The 22049-nt window shown below is 73.4% G+C and carries 24 protein-coding genes and 1 riboswitch; of the genes, 5 read left to right on the top strand and 19 right to left on the bottom strand.

What is annotated here, in order from left to right; genetic code table 11:
• Positions 1 to 10 precede the first annotated feature (10 nt).
• Positions 11 to 1864 (top strand): AfsR/SARP family transcriptional regulator, encoded by a 1854-nt coding sequence (locus tag MILUP08_RS13470; protein WP_007458433.1) that lies wholly within the window; start codon positions 11 to 13, stop codon positions 1862 to 1864.
• On the opposite strand, the gene MILUP08_RS13465 is transcribed toward MILUP08_RS13470, so the two are convergent.
• From MILUP08_RS13465 to MILUP08_RS13455, 3 genes are read right to left on the bottom strand one after another with little or no spacing between them, the layout of a single operon-like run.
• Positions 1815 to 3659 (bottom strand): ABC transporter ATP-binding protein, encoded by a 1845-nt coding sequence (locus tag MILUP08_RS13465; RefSeq protein WP_007458432.1) that lies wholly within the window; start codon positions 3657 to 3659, stop codon positions 1815 to 1817. The genes MILUP08_RS13470 and MILUP08_RS13465 overlap by 50 nt on opposite strands.
• Positions 3656 to 4195, bottom strand: a complete 540-nt coding sequence (locus tag MILUP08_RS13460; RefSeq protein WP_007458430.1) for a TlpA family protein disulfide reductase — start codon at positions 4193 to 4195, stop codon at positions 3656 to 3658. The genes MILUP08_RS13465 and MILUP08_RS13460 overlap by 4 nt, the downstream gene beginning before the upstream one ends.
• 36 nt (positions 4196 to 4231) lie before the next feature.
• The gene (locus MILUP08_RS13455) at positions 4232 to 4786 is read right to left on the bottom strand and encodes a MauE/DoxX family redox-associated membrane protein (protein ID WP_007458428.1); all 555 of its coding nucleotides are present in this window, start codon (positions 4784 to 4786) and stop codon (positions 4232 to 4234) included.
• Positions 4787 to 4941: 155 nt separating this feature from the next.
• On the opposite strand from MILUP08_RS13455, the gene MILUP08_RS13450 reads away from it, so the two are divergent.
• Positions 4942 to 5157: a hypothetical protein gene (locus tag MILUP08_RS13450; RefSeq protein ID WP_007458426.1), complete on the top strand. Its 216-nt coding sequence runs from the start codon at positions 4942 to 4944 to the stop codon at positions 5155 to 5157.
• Positions 5158 to 5226: 69 nt separating this feature from the next.
• Here the strand turns inward: MILUP08_RS13450 and MILUP08_RS13445 are convergent, their stop codons facing one another.
• The 10 genes from MILUP08_RS13445 to MILUP08_RS13400 form a co-directional block, all read right to left on the bottom strand.
• Positions 5227 to 5694, bottom strand: coding sequence for a S26 family signal peptidase (locus MILUP08_RS13445; protein ID WP_237747061.1), 468 nt, complete (start codon positions 5692 to 5694; stop codon positions 5227 to 5229).
• A gap of 9 nt (positions 5695 to 5703) precedes the next feature.
• Complete coding sequence (gene pheT / locus MILUP08_RS13440; RefSeq protein ID WP_007458422.1) at positions 5704 to 8250, bottom strand: phenylalanine--tRNA ligase subunit beta; 2547 nt, start codon at positions 8248 to 8250, stop codon at positions 5704 to 5706.
• Between the two features lie 40 nt (positions 8251 to 8290).
• Positions 8291 to 9370, bottom strand: coding sequence for a phenylalanine--tRNA ligase subunit alpha (gene pheS / locus MILUP08_RS13435; RefSeq protein WP_007458421.1), 1080 nt, complete (start codon positions 9368 to 9370; stop codon positions 8291 to 8293).
• A 219-nt stretch (positions 9371 to 9589) separates the two neighbouring features.
• On the bottom strand, positions 9590 to 10387 hold the full coding sequence (locus tag MILUP08_RS13430) for a TrmH family RNA methyltransferase (protein ID WP_007458419.1): 798 nt from the start codon (positions 10385 to 10387) through the stop codon (positions 9590 to 9592).
• A gap of 83 nt (positions 10388 to 10470) precedes the next feature.
• Positions 10471 to 10863: a 50S ribosomal protein L20 gene (gene rplT / locus MILUP08_RS13425; RefSeq protein ID WP_007458417.1), complete on the bottom strand. Its 393-nt coding sequence runs from the start codon at positions 10861 to 10863 to the stop codon at positions 10471 to 10473.
• A 32-nt stretch (positions 10864 to 10895) separates the two neighbouring features.
• Positions 10896 to 11090 (bottom strand): 50S ribosomal protein L35, encoded by a 195-nt coding sequence (gene rpmI / locus MILUP08_RS13420; RefSeq protein ID WP_007458415.1) that lies wholly within the window; start codon positions 11088 to 11090, stop codon positions 10896 to 10898.
• Between the two features lie 19 nt (positions 11091 to 11109).
• Positions 11110 to 11757, bottom strand: a complete 648-nt coding sequence (infC, locus tag MILUP08_RS13415) for a translation initiation factor IF-3 (RefSeq protein WP_007458413.1) — start codon at positions 11755 to 11757, stop codon at positions 11110 to 11112.
• Between the two features lie 362 nt (positions 11758 to 12119).
• Complete coding sequence (locus tag MILUP08_RS13410) at positions 12120 to 12593, bottom strand: PH domain-containing protein (protein WP_063827218.1); 474 nt, start codon at positions 12591 to 12593, stop codon at positions 12120 to 12122.
• A gap of 168 nt (positions 12594 to 12761) precedes the next feature.
• Positions 12762 to 13607, bottom strand: a complete 846-nt coding sequence (gene hisG, locus MILUP08_RS13405) for an ATP phosphoribosyltransferase (protein WP_007458410.1) — start codon at positions 13605 to 13607, stop codon at positions 12762 to 12764.
• 45 nt (positions 13608 to 13652) lie between these two features.
• On the bottom strand, positions 13653 to 13916 hold the full coding sequence (locus MILUP08_RS13400) for a phosphoribosyl-ATP diphosphatase (protein ID WP_007458408.1): 264 nt from the start codon (positions 13914 to 13916) through the stop codon (positions 13653 to 13655).
• A 133-nt stretch (positions 13917 to 14049) separates the two neighbouring features.
• On the opposite strand from MILUP08_RS13400, the gene MILUP08_RS13395 reads away from it, so the two are divergent.
• The 3 genes from MILUP08_RS13395 to MILUP08_RS13385 are packed head-to-tail and all read left to right on the top strand — an operon-like array spanning position 14050 to position 16498.
• A complete protein-coding gene (locus tag MILUP08_RS13395) occupies positions 14050 to 14910 on the top strand; it encodes an ABC transporter substrate-binding protein (RefSeq protein WP_007458405.1) in 861 nt (286 codons plus the stop codon).
• Complete coding sequence (locus tag MILUP08_RS13390; protein ID WP_007458403.1) at positions 14907 to 15752, top strand: amino acid ABC transporter permease; 846 nt, start codon at positions 14907 to 14909, stop codon at positions 15750 to 15752. Before MILUP08_RS13395 ends, MILUP08_RS13390 begins: the two co-directional genes overlap by 4 nt.
• 2 nt (positions 15753 to 15754) lie before the next feature.
• Positions 15755 to 16498 carry an amino acid ABC transporter ATP-binding protein gene (locus tag MILUP08_RS13385; RefSeq protein WP_007458401.1) on the top strand — a complete coding sequence of 248 codons (744 nt, stop codon included), beginning with the start codon at positions 15755 to 15757 and terminating at the stop codon, positions 16496 to 16498.
• 24 nt (positions 16499 to 16522) lie between these two features.
• On the opposite strand, the gene ribH is transcribed toward MILUP08_RS13385, so the two are convergent.
• From ribH to MILUP08_RS13355, 6 genes are all read right to left on the bottom strand, one after another.
• Positions 16523 to 17023: a 6,7-dimethyl-8-ribityllumazine synthase gene (gene ribH, locus MILUP08_RS13380; RefSeq protein ID WP_039905935.1), complete on the bottom strand. Its 501-nt coding sequence runs from the start codon at positions 17021 to 17023 to the stop codon at positions 16523 to 16525.
• 2 nt (positions 17024 to 17025) lie between these two features.
• Positions 17026 to 18291 (bottom strand): bifunctional 3,4-dihydroxy-2-butanone-4-phosphate synthase/GTP cyclohydrolase II, encoded by a 1266-nt coding sequence (locus tag MILUP08_RS13375; protein ID WP_007458399.1) that lies wholly within the window; start codon positions 18289 to 18291, stop codon positions 17026 to 17028.
• Positions 18288 to 18977, bottom strand: coding sequence for a nicotinamide riboside transporter PnuC (gene pnuC / locus MILUP08_RS13370; protein ID WP_007458398.1), 690 nt, complete (start codon positions 18975 to 18977; stop codon positions 18288 to 18290). The genes MILUP08_RS13375 and pnuC overlap by 4 nt, the downstream gene beginning before the upstream one ends.
• Positions 18977 to 19618 carry a riboflavin synthase gene (locus MILUP08_RS13365; RefSeq protein ID WP_007458397.1) on the bottom strand — a complete coding sequence of 214 codons (642 nt, stop codon included), beginning with the start codon at positions 19616 to 19618 and terminating at the stop codon, positions 18977 to 18979. Before MILUP08_RS13365 ends, pnuC begins: the two co-directional genes overlap by 1 nt.
• A 1-nt stretch (position 19619) precedes the next feature.
• Positions 19620 to 20681: a bifunctional diaminohydroxyphosphoribosylaminopyrimidine deaminase/5-amino-6-(5-phosphoribosylamino)uracil reductase RibD gene (gene ribD / locus MILUP08_RS13360; RefSeq protein WP_007458396.1), complete on the bottom strand. Its 1062-nt coding sequence runs from the start codon at positions 20679 to 20681 to the stop codon at positions 19620 to 19622.
• Positions 20682 to 20842: 161 nt separating this feature from the next.
• Positions 20843 to 21014: riboswitch (FMN riboswitch) on the bottom strand.
• Between the two features lie 78 nt (positions 21015 to 21092).
• Complete coding sequence (locus MILUP08_RS13355) at positions 21093 to 22049, bottom strand: response regulator (RefSeq protein WP_007458395.1); 957 nt, start codon at positions 22047 to 22049, stop codon at positions 21093 to 21095.

Genomic DNA, 22049 nt, shown 5'->3' with positions numbered 1-22049 from the left:
GGAGGACGCCGTGGCGCTGTCGTTCGAGATCCTCGGTCCGGTCCGGGTGCGTCACGGCGAGCAGACCCTGCGGGTGCCCGCCGGCCGGCCCACCGCTCTCCTGGTCACTCTGCTGCTGCATGCCGGCGTGTCGGTGCCTGTCGAGCGGCTCCGCGAGGAGCTGTGGGGCCGACGACCACCGGCCTCCGCCGTGGCGAACCTGCGCAGCCACGCCAGCGGGCTACGGCACCTGCTCGACTCCCCCGGCCACCCGGCCCGGCTGCCCACCGAGCACGGCGGTTACCTGCTGCGGGTCGAGCCGGGCGAGCTGGACGCCGCCGAGTTCGAACGGCTCGCCACCGAGGGACACGCGGCCCGCATCGGCGGTGAGCCCGAGCTGGCCGCCACCCTGCTGGGCCGCGCGCTGGCGCTCTGGTCACCGACCGACCCACCCCCGGCGTACGGGCCGGCGACCGCGGCGGCCTTCGACCGTCTGCGCGAGCGACGGGCCGGCGCCCGGGAGACGTACGCGGCCTGCCGGCTGGACCTGGGCGACCCCGGCACGCCGGCGCTGCTGGCCCTGCTCCGGGACCACGTCGGCGAGCATCCGCTGCGCGAGCCGGCGTGGGCGCTGCTGATGACCGCCCTGCACCGCGCGGGAGACCAGGCCGGCGCGGTGCGGAGCTACCGGGCGGCGTGCCGGGCCCTCGACGGCGAGCTGGGTGTCGCGCCCGGGCCGGAGCTGACCGACCTGTATCGCGAGGTTCGCCGGCACGCGCCGCGGTCGCCGGTTCCGCAACGGCGGCGCGTCGCCCCGCACACCCGCGACCGTCCGGTCGATCCGCGCGGGCCACGCGTACCGCACGAGCTGCCCTGCCCCGCGGCCCCGTTCGTGGGCCGGCGGACCGAGCTGGCCCGGCTGCGCGACGCCCTGGCCGTTGCCCGGCGGCAGCCGGTCACCGTCGCGGTCTTCGGCATGGCCGGCACCGGCAAGTCGGCCCTCGCCCTGCGCGCCGCGGCCGAGGTGCTGGACGCCTTCCCCGACGGCCAGCTCCACCTCGACCTCGGCGGGTCGGTCGCCGACTGCCCGCCGCCGCCGTTGCAGGTCGCCACGCGCGTGCTGCGGGCCCTGCACCCGGGCGCCGACGAGCCGGCCGGCCTCGCGGAGGCCCGGGCCCGCGTCCGGTCCCTGCTGTTCGACCGCCGGGTGCTGCTGGTGCTCGACAACGCCGCCGACGCCGCCCAGGTCGACGACCTGCTGCCGGTACGCGGCGGATGCGCCCTGCTGGTGACCAGCCGCACCCCGGTGACCACCGGCGACGCACCCTCGCTGCGGCTCGACCCGCTGCCGGCCGCCGAGGCGATGGCGCTGCTGCGGGCGACCGCCGGAGACCGCCCGGTCGACGAGGAGCCGGAAGCGGCGTCGGCGGTGGTGAACCTCTGCGAGCGGCTGCCGCTCGCGCTGCGTACCGCGTCCCGTCGGCTGAGCGAGGGGCCGCACTGGTCGCTGAGCCGGCTGGCGCGGCTGCTGCGCGACGAGCGGTACCGGCTCGCCGAGACCGGGCTGGGGCCTCGACTCGGCGCCAGCTACCGCCGACTCGGCTCGGCGGCGCCGATCTTCCTCCGGCTCTGCCGGGCCCACCCCGGGCCGGTCACCGCGGAGCTGACCGCCGCGCTGACCGGAGCGCCGCCGGAGGACGCGGCGCGCGCGCTGGACCGGCTGGTCGCCGCGCAGCTCGCCGAGCCGGCCGGGCCGGGCCGGTTCCACATCGGCGACCTCGTCCGGCTCTACGCCGTCGAACTCGCCGCCACCGAGGCCGGCGGGACCGCCCCGGTCAGGCCGGGGCCGGCGCGTCCTGGCGGTAGCCACGGGCCTGCAGGGTGAACAACCGGGCGTACCCGCCACCGGCGGCGAGCAACCGGTCGTGGTCACCGTGCTCGACGACCTGCCCGTCGGCGAGCACCACGATGGCGTCCGCGTCCCGCACCGCGTTGAGCCGGTGCGAGATGAGCAGGCTGGTCCGGCCCCGGCGCAACTCACGCAGCCGCTGGTTGAGGTCGTGCTCGGCCTCGGCGTCCAGACCCGAGCTGGGCTCGTCGAGGATGAGCAGGTCCCGGTCGGCCCGCAGGAACCCCCGCGCCAGCGCGACCCGCTGCCACTGGCCACCGGAGAGCACCACCCCGGCCTGCGGGTCGTCCCGGTCCGGGCCGTCGAAGAAGATCCGGGTCAGCAGGGTGTCGTAGCCGCGCGGCAACGCGGCCAACGCGTCGTCGATGCCGGCGTACCGGGCGGCGGCGCGCAGCCGCTCCGGGTCGTCGCGCGCGCTCAGGTCGCCAAGCGCGATGTTCTCCGCGGCGCTGAGGTCGTACGGCATGAAGTCCTGGAACACCGCGCCCAACCGCGCCCGCAGCGCCGCCGGGTCCAGCTCGCGCAGGTCGACCCCGTCCCAGAGGATGTTGCCGCGCTCCGGGTCGTAGAACCGGCACAGCAGCTTGACCAGGGTGCTCTTGCCGGCGCCGTTCAGCCCGACCAGCGCGGTGGTGGCGCCGGCCGGCAGGTGCAGGTTCACGCCGCGCAGCACCCACGGATGCTGCGGTGAGTAGCGGAACCAGACGTCGCGCAGCTCGATGCCCTCGCTCAGCGGCCGCACCGGTCGGGGGGTGGCCGGCACGGGCAGGTCCGACTCGACGTGCGCCACCTGGTCGTAGTGGTCGAAGAGCAGCAGCGCCTGGTGGATCGCGCCGAGCTGGCCGACCAGGCTGCCCAGCGCGCCCTGCACCCCGGGCACGGCGGCCAGGTAGATCACCACGTCGCCGGCGGTCAGCCCGCCGGATCGGGCGACCGAGATCGTGTAGATCACCCCGATGCCGGCCACTGTCGCGCCGAGCAGGCCGAGCACCGCCTGGGCGCGTACCTCCCGACGGTCGAGTCGTTGCTCCACCCGATGCATGCCGTGCAGCTCGTCGAGCATCCGGTCGCCGAAGAACCGGCCCAGCCCGAACAGCCGCACCTCCTTCGCCGCCGGCACACCCACCAGCAACTGGGCGAAGAACAGGTCCCGCCGCTGGAAGTGCTCCAGCCGCAGCACCATCGCCGCGCGGGCCCGGTTGAGCCGTAGCTGCATCCACAGGGTGGGCAGCGCGGCGAGGAGCACCAGCACCCCGATCAGCGGGTTGAGCACCAGCAGCACACCGAGGAACCCCGCCATCGCCAGCACGCTCTGCACCGCGCCGAACGCGTTGCCGGTCAGCTGGGTGGGGCCGATGTGGCCGGTCTGCTGGGCCGCCTGCAACCGGTCCTGGAACTCCGGGTCCTCCAGCCGGACCAGCCCGATCAGGCGCTGCACCGCGTCGTACAGCCGGCGACGCACCAGCCGCGACACCGCCCGGGTCCGCTCCGCCGCCACGTACGTGCGCAGGTGCGGCAGGACCGTGCCGAGCGCGGCGGCGACCGCCAGCCCGGCGGCGAGCGCGGTCAGCGGGACCCCGCCCGTGCCCCCGCCGGTGAGTCGGTCCAGCAGCAGCTTGGTCAGGGCGGCCACGAGCACCGGGGTCAACCCGGCCAGGATCGCGAGCACCAGGTCCGCCGCGGTGCCCGCCGGAGCCGCCCGCCAGGTCAGGCCGAGGGCCGCCCGGGCGTGCCGGGCGGCCCGTCGCGGTACCAGCCGGAACCCGGTCACCGCGCCACCGGCAGGTCCAACCGGGCGATGCCGAACGCCGTCGACGCGACGATCCCGCGCTCGTCGAGCAGGCCGAACGCGGGAAAGCCCTTGACGCCGAACGCGAGCGGAAGCGCACCGGTGCCGGGTTCGACGAAGACGGTCGCCAGCCCGGCGAACTGCTCGGCGTACGGCTGGGTCTCCGGGCCCTTGCCGACGACGACGATCCAGACGTGCTCGGCTCCGCCGGGCATCGCCCGCGCCCGGTCGACAAGCACCGGCAACTGCTCCTCGCAGTGCTCACAGCTCGGCGAGAGGAACGCCACGAGGGTCATCGGCGGCAGGTCGGCGCGTGCGAGCACCCGACCGTCCAGGGTGGAGGAGACGAAGTCGCCGGGGATCGAGCCCACCTCCAGCATGACCGCCGGTGGCTGGCCCTGCTGGTCGCTGAGCAGGTCGGAGTGCTCGCGCAAGCGGCGGATCACGCCCAGCATCAGGACCAGGTTGAGCAGGCCGAGGGCGGCGACGAGGACGACGGCGACGGTCAACAGCGCCATGGGGGCTCCTTCGGGGTGCGGGGATGCGAACCGGGGTCAGTGCCGCCCGGCCGGGCGGGTCGGCCGCGACGGTGTGGGTGCGAAGAGGGCGACCAGGTCGTCGAGGCGGACCACCACGGCGGCGAGCGGGACCGCGATGCCGACGGCGAGCAGCACGGTCGGCGCGGACGGCGGCGGCCCGGCCGCGGTGGCCCAGCCGAGCAGACCGAGCAGCGCCACCACGGCGAGGACGACGTTGCGGGTCACGTGCCGGGCGCCGATCGGCGCGGCACCGACGCCGAAGCAGCGGCAGGCGGGTCGGGCGCCGCGGCGCAGCGCCCCGACGATCGCGGCGGTGAGCACACCGAGCAGCCCGGCGGCGAGCACCAGCCCGGCGGGGGCCGTCCGCCCGAGGGCGAGCAGCACCACCACGGCGGCCTCGGCGGCGACCGCGAGGCGGGCGACCGGCGGCGCCCAGCGGGTGGGTACGCCGAACTGGCCCACCGAGCCGACGAACTCGGCGAATCCCGCCCGGGTCCGCAGCTTGCCGACGACCGCGGCGAGGAACACGAGGGCCAACAGCAGCCGTGCGGTCAGTTCCAGGGCTCGCATCCGTGCGCCACCTCCTTGCCGGGAGGCCCACGCTAGGAGCGGCGGATACATCACACATACATCGATGAATGTCGACGGGATCGGCGACTGTACCGGCGGTGTACCGGCCCGCCGTAGCGTCCCGGCAACGATCCGTATCGAGGGGAGGTGAACGAATGTTCCGTCGACTGGAGAACCTGGGCGAGCGGATGCTCGGCGTGTTCGTACCCAAGGTGACGGCAGCCGCCGGCTGTCCGCCGGACCCGTACTGCGCGCTCTGTGGGACGTGCTACTTCAAGCGGTGCACCACGAGCCTTGGTTGCAAGACGACCTGCGGAAGCTGCGGTTACTACTGCAGCGCGGGCGCGAGCACGATGTCCGCTCTCTGCTGAGGCGGTGACGGTGTGCCGCCCGGCCCCGGGGCCGGGCGGCACACCGTTCTGCGGGTCACCGGGCCGTGCTCAGCTCGGGCGCGGTCGCGGTCGGACCGCCACGCCGAGCACGTCCGGCTCCGGGATGTAGCCGCACTCGCGGGAGTCGTAGCTCTGTGACGGGTTGTCGCCGAGCACCACCAGCCGGCCGGCCGGCACGACCCGCTCGCCACCACCGCGCAGCAGCGGCACCCGGTCCACCGGCACCGGGTCACCCGGCACCGCGTACGCCCGCTTGATCAGCAGGCCGGGCGTGCCCGAAGCGTCGGGGCGGGCGGGTCGCCCGGCGGTCATCTGCGCCGGGGCGACCACCACGACCACGTCACCGGGCCGGACCCGGGCCAGCGGCACGCGCCGGGCCAGCACCCGGTCACCGGAGCGCAGCGTCGGCTCCATGCTGCGCCCCACCACGGCGACCAGCAGCAGGTGCCGGCGAGCCCAGAGCAGGCCGGCGGTGGCCACCGCGAGCACGGCGGCCACCGCGAGCCATCCCAGCACCGGCATCGCTCAGGCGCCGCGCAGGGTGGCGCCGAAACGCTCCGCCGCCACGGCTACCGCAGCGTCGCGGGCCGCCAGCGCCTCCTCGACGGTGAGCGTCCGGTCCGGCGCACGGAAGGTGAGCTTGTACGCCAGCGACCGGCGACCCGCACCGAGCTGCGCGCCCGCGTACACGTCGAACAGTCGCACGTCCTCCAGCAGCTCGCCGGCGCCCGCCTCCAGCGCCCGGCGCACCTGCTCGGCCGGCACCGAGTCGTCAAGCACCAACGCCACGTCGATGAGCGCCGGCGGGAAGCCGGACACCGTCGGCGCGGGCGTCACCGGCGTCGACGGCAGCGCGTCGAGGTCCAGCTCCAGCGCGCAGGTACGCCGCGGCAGCTCCAGCGCCGCCACCACCGTCGGGTGCAGCTCGCCGGCGTGCCCGACGACCGCGCCGTCGACGCGCAGCTCGGCGCAACGGCCGGGGTGCCACGGCGCGTACTCGGCGGCACGCACCTCGACCCGCTCGTCGGGGATCCCGGCGGCGGCCAGCACGTCACGGGCCGACTCGATCGCGTCCGCCCAGCCGGCCGGTCGACCCGCGCCCCACCAGCCGGCCGGGTCGAGGTCGCCGGCGAGCACCGCCGCGACGTGCACCGGCTGCGCCGGCACCACGGCGTCGGCGGCGGCGAACTCCGCGTCGGTCGGGCGGCGGTCCACCCCCATGGCCGGCGGGCTGCCCGCGCCGAGACGCGGGTGGAAGACCGCCCCGATCTCGTAGAGGGCGAGGTCGCGGTGACCCCGACCCAGGTTGCGCTTGAGGATGCCGAGGAGCGGGCCGAGCAGCGTGGTACGCAGCAGCGGCTCCTCCTCGGACAGCGGGTTGGCCAGCCGCACCGCGGGGCGGCGGCTGTCGTCGGCCGGCAGACCGAGCTGGTCGGCCAGCTCCGGCGACACGAAGGGGTGCGCGAGCACCTCCACGTACCCCCGCTCGGCCAGCGACACGGCGACGGCCCGACGCCGACGCTGGCGCGGGGTCAGCCCACGACCGGGCGGCGCGGTCGGCAGCACCGACGGCACCCTGTCGTACCCGTCGAGGCGGACGACCTCCTCGACCAGGTCGGCCGGGTCGGTCAGGTCGGGTCGCCAGGTCGGCGGGGTGACGCTCAGCGCCGTCCCCGCGCCGCTGGCCACGCCCACCGCGCCCGGGTCCTCGGACAGCCGGTCGACGCCCTGCGCGACGGTGCAGCCGACCTGCTCCAGCAGGGCGACGACCCGCGCCGGCGGGTACTCGACGCCGACCCGCCGGGTCGGCAGGTCCGCCGGCAGGGTGATCGGGGTACGCGGGCGGACGTGGTCGATGTCCAGGATCTCCGCGCTCGGGGTGCCGCCGCCGTGCTCGGTGAGCAGCCGCACGGCCCGCTCCAGCGCGACAAGCGCCACGGCCGGGTCGACGCCCCGCTCCCAGCGCTTCGCGGCCTCGCTGAACAGCTTGTGCCGGCGTGCCGTGCGCCCGACCATCGCCGGGTCCCAGTGGGCGGCCTCGAAGAGCACTGTGGTGGTGCCGGCGACGACCTCGCTGGTCTCGCCGCCCATCACCGCGGCCAGCGAGATAGGACCACTGTCGTCGCAGATGACCATGTCGTCGGCGGTGAGCACCCGGTTGACGCCGTCGAGGGTGGTCAGCTTCTCCCCCGCCTCGGCGCGGCGGACCACAAGCGGTCCGGCGATCCGGTCGGCGTCGAAGGCGTGCATCGGCTGACCCAGCTCCAACATCACGTAGTTGGTGATGTCCACCGGCAGCGAGATGCTGCGGATGCCGGCGGTGACCAGTCGCTGGGCCATCCACGACGGCGTGGGCGCGGTCGGGTCGACGCCGCGGACCAGGCGTGCGGTGAACCGGTCGCAGCCGACCGTGTCGCGGACCTCCACCGGGTACGGCGGCGTCGGCGTGCCACCCGGCGCGGGCACCAGGGCCGGGTCGCGCAGCGGCACGTCGAACGCGTGCGACAGCTCCCGGGCCAGGCCGCGCAGGCTCAGCGCGTACCCCCGGTCCGGGGTGATCTCCAGCTCGAACACGACGTCGTCGAGGCCGACGACGGGCCGCGCGTCGTCACCGGGCTTGGCCGACACGTCCGGCGGCAGCACGATGATGCCGGAGTGGTCGTCGCCCAGACCCAGCTCCTTCGCCGAGCAGATCATGCCGGCCGAGTTGTGCCCGTACGTCTTGCGGGCGCCGATCGCGAACCCGCCGGGCAGCACACCGCCGGGCAGGATCACCACCACCCGGTCACCGGGGGCGAAGTTGCGCGCCCCGCAGACGATCTCCTGCGGCTCGCCGGTGCCGTTGGCGGCGCCCACGTCGACCCGGCAGAACCGGATCGGCTTCTTGAAGCCGGTCAGCTCCTCGATCTCGCGGACCTCACCGACGACGAGCTGGCCGGTGACACTCTCGCGCAGGTCCACCACGGACTCGACCTCGATGCCGAGGTCGACGAGTGCCTGCTCCAGGTCACCGGTGGGCAGGTCGGCGGGGAGGTCGACGTACTCCCGCAGCCAACTGACAGAAACTCGCATGACGTCAGACCACCGTTCCCGTGTCTCGTACCCGCATCGCCTACGCCCCCGTGGAGAGCGCGCGGCTGAACCGCACGTCGCCCTCGAAGAGATGGCGGATGTCGCTGACCCCGTGCCGGACCATCAGGGTCCGGTCGATGCCCATGCCGAAGGCGAATCCGGAGTAGACCTCCGGGTCGACGCCGCAGGCGCGCAGCACCCGCGGGTTGACCATCCCGCAGCCGCCCCACTCGACCCACTGCGGGCCGTCGCGGTGCTCCGGGAACCACACGTCGAACTCCGCCGACGGCTCGGTGAACGGGAAGTAGTGCGGCCGCCACCGGGTCTTCGCCTCGGGACCGAACATGGCCCGGGCGAAGTGGTCGAGGGTGCCCCGCAGGTGCGCCATCGTGATGCCCTTGTCGACCACCAGGCCCTCCGCCTGGTGGAACACCGGGCTGTGGGTGGCGTCGATCTCGTCGGTGCGGTAGACGCGGCCGGGCACGATCACGTAGATCGGCGGCTTGCGGCTGAGCATGGTGCGGGTCTGCACCGTCGACGTGTGCGTTCGTAAAACAAGACCCGAGCCCGCTGAGCCGTCGGCGGATGCGATGTGGAACGTGTCCATCAACCCGCGCGCCGGGTGGTCGGCGGGGATGTTCAACGCGTCGAAGTTGACCCACTCCAGGTCGACCTCGGGCCCCTCGGCCACCTCGTAGCCCATCCCGACGAACAGGTCGCTTATCGACTCCATCAGGACGCTCAGCGGGTGCCGGGCGCCCCGGGGACGCCTGTTGAAGGGCAGGGTGACGTCCACCCGCTCCTCGACGAGCACCCGCTCGGCCTGCTCGCGCTCCAGCACCTCGGCGCGGTCGGCGTAGGCGGTCTCGATCGCCCGCCGGGCCTCGTTGACCCGCTTGCCGGCGTCGGACTTCGCGGCCGGCGGCAACGCGCCGATCTCCCGGCGGGCGAGCGAGACCGGGGACCGGTCACCGAGGTGCGCGGGGCGCAGCGCGGTAAGCGCGTCCGGGTCGGCGGCCGCCGTGAACGCCTTCGTGGCGTCGGCGACCGCCTCGGCCAGGGCGGCCGGGTCGAGCAGGGCGACCTGCTTCGGGTCGTACGGATCGTTGCGGTAGGTCATGGCGTACGGGCACTCCCTCACGGCGGCGCCAGCCCTCATCGGGGCGGCTAGGCGAGTCTACGGACGCGCGGCTGTGCCGCAGCCCGCCGGTAGGAGTTGCGCAGGGAGCAGGTCAGGCCCGCCGCCCGCCGACACCGGCGGGCTGGCTAAACGAACGCCGTGGCGCGTTCATGGACGGACGCTCTCCCCTGCTGTCAGTCGCGCCGGGCACGATCACCGTCAGCGCTGTGCTCTCGCTGAAGCGTACAGGCAGACCGCCGCCGCGGCAGCCAGGTTGAGGCTCTCCGCGCGCCCGTACAGGGGCACCCGCACCCGGGCGTCGGCGGCGGCGCTCAACGCCTCGGGCAGGCCGTGCGCCTCCGAGCCGAACAGCCAGGCGGTGGGCCCGACGAGGCGACCGTAGTCGATCATGTCGTCCAGGTCGTCGTCGCCGTACCCAGTGGTGGCGAAGATCGACAGCCCGGCGGCGCGCAGCGCGTCGACGACCGCGACCGGGTCGGCGGCGCGCACCACGTCGACGTGGAAGAGGCTGCCGGCCGAGGCCCGCACGCACTTGCCGTTGTACGGATCGACGGCGTCCCCGGCGAAGACCACCACGCCGGCGCCGGCCGCGTCGGCGGTGCGCAGCACCGTGCCGGCGTTGCCCGGGTCGCGAATCTCGGCGAGGACCGCCACCAGCCGGGGCCCGCCCGCGAGGGCCTGCTCCAGCGGCACGTCCAGGTGCCGGCAGACGGCGACCAGCCCCTGCGGGGCGACGGTCTCGGCCAACGCGGCGAGCGCGTCGTCGGTCACCTCGGAGATCGGCACGTCGGCGCGGGCCGCCGTGGCGGCCAGCTCCGGGTACCTGTCGAGGGCGGTGGGCGTACCGAACAGCTCGGTGACCACCCCCGGCCGCGCGAGGGCCTCGCGGACGGCCTGCGGGCCCTCGGCGAGGAAACGGCCGGCGGCGTCGCGGTCCCGGCGGCGTTGCAACCGACGGGCGGCGACAACCCTGGGGGTACGCGGGGTGAAGGCCATGGTGGGTGTTCCTCCGGCACGATTGAGGCGCCCCCCGGACGGCGGTGCCGACACGGGAGACGCCTCGCTCTGGTGCGGGGGGATCAGGCGGCCTGGGCCGCCGCGCCGCCGGTGCCCTCGGCCGTGACCGCGGCCCGGGCCAGCTCGACGATCGCTGCGAAAGAGGCGGCGTCGTTGACAGCCATGTCGGCGAGGATCTTGCGGTCCACCTCGATGCCGGCCAGACGCAGGCCCTGGATCAGACGGTTGTAGGTCATCCCGTTGGCCCGGGCGCCCGCGTTGATCCGCTGGATCCACAGCTGCCGGAAGTCGCCCTTGCGGTCACGACGGTCCCGGTAGGCGTACTGCATCGAGTGCAGCACCTGCTCCTTGGCCTTGCGGTACAGCCGGGAGCGCTGACCGCGGTAACCGCTCGCGGTCTCCAGCAGGGTACGACGCTTCTTCTGGGCGTTCACAGCCCGCTTGACGCGTGCCATCTCAACTCCTTATTACGTAAAGGTGGCGCGCGTCAGCGGCCGAGCAGCTTCTTGATGCGCTTGACGTCGGCCTTGGCCAGCACGACCGTGCCGGTCAGCCGGCGGGTCTGGGTGGAGGGCTTCTTCTCCAGGTTGTGGCGGAGGCCGGCCTGCTGGGCAACGATCTTGCCCTTGCCGGTCACCTTGACCCGCTTACCCATACCCGTGTGGCTCTTCATCTTCGGCATGTGGAACGTCTCTCCCCTGTTACTCGCCGCTGGTGTCGGTGGCGGTGCCACCGTCAACGGCTGCTGCGGTCTCGCCGGCCGCCGCGGTCTCATCGGTGACCGGCGCGGACTCGTCCGCCCCCCGGTCCCGAGGTGCACCGCGGGACGCCGTAGCGGCGACCGCGGAGGCCTTGACGGCCCGATGCGGAGCGAGAACCATGATCATGTTTCGACCGTCCTGCTTCGGAGCGGCCTCGACGTATCCCAGGTCCGTGATCTCGGACTCGAGCCGGCGCAGGAGCCGGTAACCCAGCTCCGGACGGCTCTGCTCGCGACCGCGGAACATGATCGTCACCTTGACCTTGTCGCCCGCCTTGAGGAACCGCACCACGTGACCCTTCTTGGTCTCGTAGTCGTGCGGGTCGATCTTCGGACGGAGCTTCATTTCCTTGATGACGGTCTGCTGCTGATTACGCCGCGCTTCGCGCGCCTTGAGTGCGCTCTCGTACTTGAACTTGCCGAAGTCCATGAGCTTGCACACCGGCGGGCGCGCCATCGGCGCAACCTCGACCAGGTCCAGATCGACGTCCGCGGCCAGCTGAAGGGCGCGCTCCAGCGGGACGATGCCCACCTGCTCACCCTCGGGGCCGACCAGTCGGACCTCACGTGCCCGGATCTGCTCGTTCACGCGTGGTTCGACGCTGATGGGGCCTCCTCGAGTCGTTTCTGCTCTCTCGCCGACCCCTGCGGCTCCCGGGTGGGAACCGACCCGGAAAGCAGAAGGCCCCGGCGCATGCCAGGGCCCGCTCGACCGGTCAGCGCGATCACAGGATCACACGTCCGGGACCGGGACATGCCCGGAACCGGTGACCGGACCCGGCCACCATGGCGGCGACTCGGGTGGGAGCAGGCGCTCCGCTTTCAAGGCTGTCTGCTCGCATGCGGAGACAGCCTGGTCGACTCGACAACCTTACACCCCCGCCTCGCTCGCCCCCAAACCGGACACCCCGCGCCACGACCAGCGGCGCCTGCGGCGTCCGGGGCGGCGCGTCAGGCGCCGGCGGCGCGCTCGGCGAGGCGGGTCAGGTGGGCCTCGTGCAGCCGGCGCAGCGCGCGGACCCCGTCGACGGCCAACTCCTTGTCGGCGGCTTGCAACGCGACCATCGGCAACAGGTCGTCGTCGTGCAGCTCCAGGCTGGCCCACGGCGCGCCCCGGTCGAAGCGGACACCCCGGACAACCTCCCAGGGCAGCTCGTACGAGCTGATGACGTTGCGGACGCGGATGCCGCGCCCGTCCGCCTCCACGCGCGGGCGGGTGAACAACAGGAAGCCCAGCGCGCCGAAGATGCCCAGGCCGATCATGGCGATCTGGTCGCCGCGCTGGAAGCTGCCGTACCCGTCGCCGGTCGGGCCGCTCAGCGACGTGGCGACCAGGGCGAACACCACCACCAGCGCGACCGCCGCCGACCAGCACACCACCCGGATGCGGCGGGGCTTGAGGCGGACCAGCTCGGTTTCACTCACCCCACCAGTCTGCCATCCGCACCCGCCCCACAGCCGCACCACCCGCCGAGCCACCACTCAGCGCCCTTGCCGGAGAGACGGGGATGATCCACACGAGATCAGCGAAACGGGGGTGTCCCTGGCGTGCGGACACCCCCGTTTCAGCGAACCCGAGGTGATCAATCAGGGTCAGAGGCGGCAGGCGTGGATGTTGGTGACCAGGATGGCGCGGGCGCCCAGGTCGTACAGCTCGTCCATGATCCGGTGCACGTCGTCGCGCAGCACCATGGCCTGCACGGCCACCCAGCCCTCGCGGTGCAGCGGCGACACGGTGGGCGACTCGATGCCGGGGGTCAGCCCGCTGGCCCGGTCCAGCAGACCGGCCGGCACGTCGTAGGCGAGCATCACGTAGCGGCGGGCCACCAGCACACCGTGCAGACGGCGCAGCAACTGCTCGGCCTGCGCGTGCGGCGGCGCACCGGCGCGGCGCACCAGCACCGCCGACGAGCGCAGCAGCGGCTCGCCGAACACCACGAGGCCCGCCTGACGCAGGGTCGCGCCGGTCTCCACCACGTCCGCGATCACGTCGGCGACGCCGAGGCGTACGGCGTTCTCCACGGCGCCGTCGAGGCGGATCACCTCGGCCTTGACGCCCGCCTCGTCGAGGTGCCGCTCGACAAGCCCCGGATAGGCCGTGGCGATCCGGTGCCCGCCCAGCTCCTGCACGGAGGCGATGTCGTCGGGTCGGGCGGCGAAGCGGAAGGTGGCCCGGCCGAAGGCGAGGTCGACGACCTCCTCGGCGGGTGCGGCCGAGTCGATCAGCAGGTCCCGGCCGGTGATGCCGAGGTCGAGGTCACCGGACCCGACGTAGGTCGCGATGTCCTTGGGACGCAGGTAGAAGAATTCGACGTCGTTGGCCTCGTCGCGGCAGACGAGATCCTTGGGGTCGGTGCGCTGGCGGTAGCCCGCCTCACGCAGCATCTGGGCGGCCGGCTCGGCCAGGGTGCCCTTGTTGGGGATGGCGACACGCAACATGACGGAGTGCTCCTTCGATCGGATCTGATCAACGACGGGGCGCACTCACAGATGTCGGTAGACGTCCTTCAGCTCGAGACCGCTGGCGAGCATCAGCACCTGGACCTGGTAGAGCAGCTGCGAGATCTCCTCGGCGGTGCGCTGCGGCCCCTCGTGCTCGGCGGCCATCCACGACTCGGCCGCCTCCTCGACGACCTTCTTGCCGATGAAGTGCACGCCCTTCTCCAGCGCGGCGACGGTGCCCGAGCCCGGGGTGCCGGCGGCGGCCTTGGCCTGCAGCTCGGCGAACAACTCCTCGAACGTCTTCACGGGGAACGATTCTTCCAGCCGCCGGCCCGGCGCCCCGAGTCCGGGTCCACCGCGATCCAGCAGACGGACAATTCCCTACCAGCATGGTGGGAAAATCTTCGATCGACGCCCATGGAGCTTTACGCTGTCCGCCATGGCCAGCCGCTCACGTCTCCTCGCGCTCACCCTCGCCGGTGTCGTCGTCGCCGCCACCGGATGCGCGCCCCAGAAGGAGTCACCGACCCCCACCGTCACCGCCCCGCCGCCCTGCGCCAAGGACAGCCTGCCCACCCGTACGCCGGGCAAGCTCACCATCGCCACCGACCAGCCGGCCTACGAGCCGTGGTTCCGCAAGGACAAGCCGGACAGCGGCGAGGGCTTCGAGGCCGCCGTCGCGTACGCGGTGGCCGAGAAGCTGGGCTACGCCCGGGGTGACGTCACCTGGACCCGGGTCAAGTTCGACACCGCGATCGCGCCCGGCCCGAAGAGCTTCGACTTCGACATCAACCAGTTCTCCGTCACCGAGGAGCGCAAGCAGGCGGTCGACTTCTCCGCGCCGTACTACCTGGTGCGCCAGACCGTCATCGCGCTGAAGTCTTCGAAGATCGCCGGTAAGACCTCGCTGGCGGACCTGCGCGGCGCGAAGCTCGGCGCCCAGGTCGGCACGACCAGCTACCAGGCGATCACGGACGTCATCAAGCCGGCCGCGAAGCCGCAGGTCTACAACAGCAACGACGACGCCAAGAAGGCCCTGCAGAACGGGCAGATCGACGGGCTCGTGGTCGACCTGCCGACCGCGTTCTACATCACCGGCGCGGAGATCACCGACGCGACGATCGTCGGTCAGGTGCCGCAGGTGGGCGTACCCGAGGCGTTCGGGCTGCTGCTGGACAAGAACTCGCCGCTGACCCGCTGCGTGAGCGGCGCGGTCGGTCAGCTCAGCGAGGCCGGCACGCTCACCGAGCTGGAGCAGAAGTGGCTCGCGCAGGTGGCGGGGGCGGCCGAGCTGAAGTGACGCCGCGGGAGCACACCCCCTCCGCGGCGCAGCTACGGCGGTCGGCGTACCGGCGTCGGCAGAGCGTCCACAGCGTGCTCATCGCGGCCTTCTCCACGGCGGCGCTCGGTACGCTGCTTGTCGTCGCCGTGACGGGCGCGCCGGGCTGGGACCGGGTCCGGCGCTCGTTCCTGGACCCGGAGATCGGCGCCGACGCGCTGCCGGCGGTGCTGGACGGGCTCTGGCTCAACGTCCGGCTGCTGGTCTGCTGCGCGGCCGGCGCGCTGCTGCTCGGGCTGGTGATCGCCGTGCTGCGGACACTGCGGGGCCCGGTCTTCTTTCCGGTACGGGCGCTGGCCGCCGGCTACACGTACACCTTCCGGGGCCTGCCGTTGATCATCGTGCTCTACCTGCTCACCCTCGGCGTGCCGGGGCTGCGCCTGCAGGGCATGCCGTCGGTGCTGGTGCTCGGTGGGCTCGCGCTGGTGCTCACCTACGGCGGCTATCTGGCCGAGGTGTTCCGGGCCGGCATCGAGTCGGTGCACCCCAGCCAGCTCGCCGCGGCCCGCTCGCTGGGCCTGACCTACCGGCAGACGATGCGGCACGTGGTGTTGCCGCAGGCCGTCCGCCGGGTGGCGCCGCCGCTGCTCAACGACGTGGTGGCCCTGCAGAAGGACGTCGGGCTGGTCTCGCTCGCCGGGCCGATCGACGCGGTCCGCGCCGCCCAGATCGCCACCGCCCAGTCGTTCAACTACACCCCGTACGTCGTGGCCGGGGTGCTGTTCGTGCTGCTCGCGATTCCGCTGATCGCGGTCACCGACTGGGTGACGCTGCGCTCGGCCCGTCGCCAGTCGGGAGGCTGACCATGGCTCTGCTGCGCTGCCGGGGACTGCGCAAGGAGTTCGCCGGCCAGGTCGTGCTGGACCGCCTCGACCTGACTGTCGACGAGCACCGGGTGGTGGCCCTGATCGGCGCGTCCGGGTCGGGCAAGTCCACGCTGCTGCGGTGCGTGAACCTGCTGGAGGAGGTGGACGACGGCACCATCGAGCTGGACGGGGAGGACATCTCCGACCCGCGGGTCGACGCCGACCGGGTGCGCCGGCGCATCGGCATGGTGTTCCAGGCGTACAACCTGTTTCCGCACCTGAGCGTGCTGGACAACATCACCCTCGCGCCCCGGCGGGTGCACCGGCGGGCCCGCGCCGAGGCCGAGGCGCAGGCCCGCGACCTGCTCGACCGGGTGGGGCTGGGCGCGAAGGCGCACGCCTTCCCGGACGGGCTCTCCGGCGGGCAGCAGCAGCGGGTGGCGATCGTGCGGGCACTGGCGAACTCGCCCCGGCTGATGCTGCTCGACGAGGTCACCTCGGCCCTGGACCCGGAGCTCGTCGGCGAGGTGCTGACGATGATCCGGGACCTGAAGGCCGACGGGATGACAATGGTGCTGGCCACCCACGAGATGGGCTTCGCCCGGGAGGTGGCCGACGAGGTGTGCTTCCTCGACGCGGGTCGCGTCGTCGAGAGCGGTCCACCGGAGCAGGTGCTCGGCGAGCCGACGCAGGCCCGCACGCGCCAGTTCCTGCGCCGGATCATCGAGGCCGGCCGACTCTGAGGCCGAGCAGCGTCGCGGGCGGTGTCAGCCGCCGAAGCCGACCCGCTGCGCGTTGCCGGCGGCCACGGCCCGGACGGCAAGCGCCGCGTCGAGCGCCGCCACGGTCGCCGCCCAGCCCTTGTCCTCCGCCGAGCCGGGCAGGCCGGCCCGGTCCCGGGCCTGCTCGATGGTCTCCACGGTGAGCACCCCGTGCGCCACCGGCTTGCCCTCGTCCAGCGCCACCCGGGTCAGCCCGTCGGTGACCGACCGGCACACGTAGTCGAAGTGGGCGGTGGCGCCCCGCACGACAACGCCGAGCGCGACCACCACGTCGCAGCGGCGCGCGAGGGCCTGGGCGACGACCGGCAGCTCGACGGAGCCGGCGACGCGCGCCACCACGGACCGGGCCCCGCACGCCTCGGCGGCGGCGACCGCGCGCTCCAGCATGTGGTCGGTCAGGTCGCCGTGCCAGCGCGCGGCCACCACCCCGACGGTCAGCCCCGCGGCGTCGACCGCCTCGACTCCCGGCTCGCCGAAACCCGCCATCGTCATGCTCCGATCTCGTCGTCGGCGACCGGACGCCCCAGCGGCGCCTCGGACACCTCGTCCAACTCGTCCAGCAGGTGACCCATCCGGTCCCGCTTGGTGCGCAGGTAGCGCAGGTTCTCCGGGTGCACCCCGGCCGGCAGGCTCTCGCGGCCGGTGACGGTGAGCCCGTAGCCCTCCAGCCCGGCCCGCTTGGCCGGGTTGTTGGTCAGCAGCCGCATGGAGCGCACGCCCAGGTCGTAGAGGATCTGCGCGCCGGTGCCGTAGTCGCGGGCGTCGGCCGGCAGACCCAGGTCGAGGTTGGCGTCCACGGTGTCCCGGCCCTGGTCCTGCAACTGGTACGCCTGCAGCTTGTGCAGCAGGCCGATGCCGCGCCCCTCGTGCCCGCGCACGTAGAGCACCACGCCCCGGCCCTCGCGGGCGACCCGGGCCAGCGCGGCGTCCAACTGCGGCCCACAGTCGCAGCGCAGCGAGCCGAACACGTCACCGGTCAGGCACTCGGAGTGGACCCGGACCAGCACGTCCTGGCCGTCGCCGAGGTCACCGAGCACCATCGCGACGTGCTCGGCCGGGTCGTGCTCGGCACGGTAGCCGAGCGCCCGGAACACCCCGTGTCGCGTCGGCATCCGGGCGTCGGCGACCAACTCGACCTGCTTCTCGGTCCGCCGCCGGTAGGCGATCAGGTCGGCGATGGTGATCAGCGTGAGGCCGTGCTCGGCGGCGAACTTCTCCAGGTCCGGCAGCCGCATCATGGTGCCGTCGTCGTTGATCAGCTCGCAGAGCACGCCGGCGGGGCGCAGCCCGGCGAGCCGGGTCAGGTCGATCGCCGCCTCGGTGTGCCCGGGTCGACGCAGCACCCCGCCCTCGCGGGCGCGCAGCGGCACCACGTGCCCGGGCCGGGCCAGGTCGGTCGGGTCGGTCGCCGCGCCGGCCAGCAGCCGGCTGGTGTGCGCGCGGTCGGCCGCCGAGATGCCGGTGCTGATCCCCTCCCGGGCGTCCACGGTCACCGTGTACGCGGTGCCGCGCCGATCCTGGTTGGTGTGGTGCATCGGCGGCAGGTCGAGCCGGTCGGCCTCGCTCTCGGTCAACGCCACGCAGACGTACCCGGAGCTGTAGCGCACCATGAACGCCATCAGCTCCGGCGTGGCCCGCTCGGCCGCGAAGATCAGGTCGCCCTCGTTCTCCCGGTCGGCGTCGTCGACCACGATGACCGGCCGCCCGGCGGCGATCTCGGCGATCGCCTCCTCGATATCTCCGAAACTGGTCACGCGACGGCCTCCGTGTAGGTGGGCGGGAGTGCGGCGGCCGGGCGGGTGGCGCGCGAGGTGCGCCACCAGGCGGCGAAGCCCCAGACGCAGAAGGCGCCGTAGACCAGGTACATGGCCGCCGACGGGTAGAACCCGCCGCGCAGCAGCAGCGGCACGCCTACCGCGTCCACCGCGATCCACACCAGCCAGAACTCGACCCAGCCGCGGGCCATGCCGTAGGTGGCCAGCAGACTGCCGGTGAGGATCCAGGCGTCCGGCAGCGGGCCCCAGGAACCCAGCGCCTTGAGCACCGGGTACGCGGCGGCGGTGCCGACCACGCCGGCCAGCAGCAGCATCAGTCGCTCCCGCCCGGTGGCCCAGCGCGGCAGGACCGCGGCGTGACCGGCGTCGGCGCGGCTGTTACGTCGCCACCGCCACCAGCCGTAGACGCTCACCGCGAAGAAGAACACCTGCCGGCCGGCCTGTCCGTACAGATCGTGGGCCTGCGGGGTGGCGAACACCCCGCCGAGGAAGACGGTGAACAGCAGCGCGTTGCCGATCATGCCGACCGGCCACGCCCAGACCAGCCGGCGCAGCCCGAGCAGCGCCGAGACCAGCCCGAACACGTTGCCGACGATCTCCCGGGCCAACACCGGCGAACCGAACACCTGCACCTGGGCGTCGAGCAGCCAGCCGAGGGCGCCCATCAGGCCACCCCGCCCGTGCTCGGGGTCGCCTGCGACGCGTCGTCGGTCAGCCGGGCGCCGAGCAGCCGCTCGACGTACTTGGCCAGCACGTCGACCTCCAGGTTGACCGGGTCGCCGACGCCCTTGGCGCCGAGGGTGGTCAGCTTCAGGGTGGTCGGGATCAGCCCGACGGCGAACTCGTCCGCGCCCACCTCGGCCACGGTCAGCGACACGCCGTCGATGGTGATCGAGCCCTTCTCCACCACGTACCGGGCCAGGGCGGCGGGCAGCCGGAACCGCACCGTCTCCCACTGCTCGGCCGGTTCCCGGGCGACCAGTTCGCCGACGCCGTCGACGTGGCCCTGCACGAGGTGACCGCCGAGGCGGCTGCCCAGCGCGGCGGCCCGCTCCAGGTTGACCGGGTCGCCGGGGCGCAGCGCGCCCAGCGCGGAGCGGCGCAGGGTCTCGCCCATGACGTCGGCGGTGAAGACGCCGTCGGCCGCGTCCACCACGGTCAGGCAGACGCCGTTGACGGCGATGGAATCACCGTGGCGGGCGTCCGAGGTGACCAACGGGCCGCGCACGGCGACAAGCGCCGAATCGCCCGCCGTGGCCGTGACCCGGACGATCTCCCCCAACTCCTCGACAATGCCGGTGAACATGTCAGCCCTCCCTTTTGCGGGGCAAAGCGGTGATCCGGAGATCCGGACCGACCTGCGTAACGTCGACGAACTCCAGATCGATGGCCTCAGCGATGGTCGTCACTCCCGCGTCGACCAGGGCGGTGGGTCCGGCGCCGAGCAGCCGCGGCGCGACGTACCCGACGATCTTGTCGACCAGACCGGCGGCCAGGAACGCGCCGGCCAGCCGGGGGCCGCCCTCCAGCAGCACCGCGCGGATCCCGCGCTGGTGCAGCGCCGCGAGCAGCGCCGGCAGGTCGACCCGGCCGTCCGGGCCCGCGCCCACCTCGGCCGCGGTCGCGATCCACGTCCGCGCGGCGCCGTCGCGGACCTGGGCGTCGAGGGGGGTACGCCCCGAGCTGTCCACCACCACCCGCAGCGGCTGCCGGATGGCCAGGCTGCCGTCGCGCAGGTTGCGGGCGGTCAACCGGGGGTCGTCGGCCAGCACGGTGCCCACCCCGGCGACGACCGCGTCGACGGTGCCGCGCAGCGCGTGCACGTCGATCCGGGCCGCCTCCGAGGTGATCCACATGCTGGTGCCGTCCGCGGCGGCGGACCGGCCGTCGACGGTGGCGGCGTACTTCCAGATGACGTACGGCCAGCCCCGGCGCATCGAGGTCAACCACGCGACGTTGCCGGCCTCGGCCTCGTCGCCGCGTACCCCCAGATCCACCTGGACCCCGGCGGAGCGCAACGTGGCGGCGCCGCCGGAGGCCACCGGGTTCGGGTCGGGCACGGCGATGACGACGCGGGCCACCCCGGCCTGGACGAGCGCGGTGCTGCAGGGGCCGGTGCGGCCGGTGTGGTCGCAGGGTTCCAGAGTGACGACTGCGGTGCCGCCCTCGGCGCGGGGGCCGGCCTGGGCCAGCGCGACGATCTCGGCGTGCGGCCCGCCGGCGTACGCGTGGAAGCCCTCCCCCACGACCTCGCCGTCGGCGTCGAGCAGCACGCACCCGACCACGGGGTTGGGGCTGGTGGTGCCCAGCCCGCGCGCCGCCAGCTCGATCGCACGCCGCATCGCCTCATCGACGGAGACGCTGGCCATCGCCCTGTCCTGCCCTCTCACTCGCCGGTCCGCGCGCGGGCGGTCAGGGAGGCGGCATGGGCCGCGGGCAGGCGGCGGCGGATTCCGGGTACGGCACAGCCGACCCGGATGGGCGGCACGGCACGCTGAAGCCAGCGGCCGGCTGAAGACCCGTCCGTCCCGCGCGCTGTCTCCCATCCGGACTGTCTGGGGGTGGACGAACCGCCCCCAACCGTCGGCCCCGGATTTTCACCAGGTCCACCGGGCGGCCGAAGCCGTCCGGGTCGCGGGCTGACCACGGTTGGACCGTGGATCACCGCCGGTTCGGAATTTCACCGAGTCCCGCCAGCGCGTGGTGGGTACTTCGCAGTCTTACACGCTTCTGAGGCTCCGACACCTCCTAGGCGAGCTACTTCACAGCCGGGTCACGCGTCAGGTGACGCCGCGCCGCCGATCCACCGCCACGTACGAGCCGGGTTGGCTCTTCGCGACCGTCTTCATCTCCGAGGCCACCGCGATCGCCTCGAGAGGGTCGGTGAACCGCTTGCCGGCGTCGGAGAGGGAGACGCCGATCGACAGCGTGACCAGGGCGGCTCGGCGGATGGTGCCACGCCGGTCCTTCAACTCGACGAACCCGCGCTCCCGGTCGGTCGGGTCGTAGAGCGTGTCGGCGGCCTTCTCGAAGTCGACCACCGCCCGGGAGGTCAGCGGGCGGACCTGGTCCGGCGCGCAGACGATGACGAAGTCGTCGCCGCCGACGTGACCGAGGAAGGCCGGCGGCAGACCCACCGCCACCACCGCCCGGTGCAGGCTGCGGGCCAGGGCGGAGATGAAGTCGTCGCCCCGGACGAAGCCGTACCGGTCGTTGACGCTCTTGAAGCGGTCGATGTCGATGTAGCCGACCGCGTAGTCCACCCCGTGCCGGACCCGGTCGCTGATCTCCCGACGGATCCGGCTGTTGCCGGGCAGCCCGGTCAGCGGGGAGACCTCCCGGAACTCCTTGTTGCGCCGCAGCGTCGAGGAGACCCGGGCCACCAGCTCGGCGGTGTCGAACGGCTTGACCAGGTAGTCGTCCGCGCCGGCGCTGAGCCCGTGGACCTTGTCCACGGTCATCCCCTTCGCCGTCAACATGATCACCGGCAGCGCGGAGGTCATCGGGTCGGCGCGCAGCCGTCGGGTCAGCTCCAGACCGTCGACGCGGGGCATCATGAGGTCGACCACGGCCAGGTCCGGCCGCTGCCGCTCGATGACCTCCAGGGCCTCCTGACCGTCGCTGGCGTGGATCACCTCGAACCCGTGCAGCCGCAGGTTGAACTCGACGAAGCGGGCGATGTCCTCGTCGTCGTCGACGACGAGGATGATGTCCTTGCGGTCGGCCTCGGGCTCCAC

The organism is Micromonospora lupini str. Lupac 08 (assembly GCF_000297395.2).
In the GTDB taxonomy this organism is placed as follows: Bacteria; Actinomycetota; Actinomycetes; order Mycobacteriales; family Micromonosporaceae; genus Micromonospora; species Micromonospora lupini.
The sequence above is the reverse complement of the archived record's forward strand: the minus strand, read 5'-3'. Positions and strand labels throughout refer to the sequence as shown.